Annotated in this window: 1 protein-coding gene; it reads right to left on the bottom strand. The window is 64.3% G+C overall.

Annotated elements, in window-relative coordinates; all coding sequences use genetic code 11:
- Window positions 1–280, bottom strand: a 280-nt coding sequence (locus JYB63_RS23080) for an efflux RND transporter permease subunit (protein WP_205660247.1), incomplete at both ends; no start/stop codon positions are given.

The following is a 280-nucleotide window of genomic DNA, read 5'->3' as shown; positions in this document are numbered from 1 at the left end:
CTTCCAGCGCTGCCTCGACGATGCCTTTGCCCTGCATTTCCAGCTCGCGGGCGAACTCGACGATCAGAATAGCGTTCTTGCAGGCCAGCCCCATCAGAACGACCAACCCGACCTGCACGAACACGTTGTTGTCGCCGCCGGTCAACCACACGCCGAACAGCGCCGACAGCATGGTCATCGGCACGATCAGGATCACCGCCAGCGGCAGCGTCCAGCTTTCATACAGCGCCGCCAGCGCGAGGAACGCCAGCAGCACCGCGACCGGGAACACCACCAGCGC

Origin of the sequence: Aliamphritea spongicola, from assembly GCF_017051665.1 — a bacterium.
Taxonomy (GTDB): domain Bacteria; phylum Pseudomonadota; class Gammaproteobacteria; order Pseudomonadales; family Balneatricaceae; genus Amphritea; species Amphritea spongicola.
Note: the sequence above shows the minus strand (reverse complement) of the source record. Positions and strands in the feature narration are given on the sequence as shown.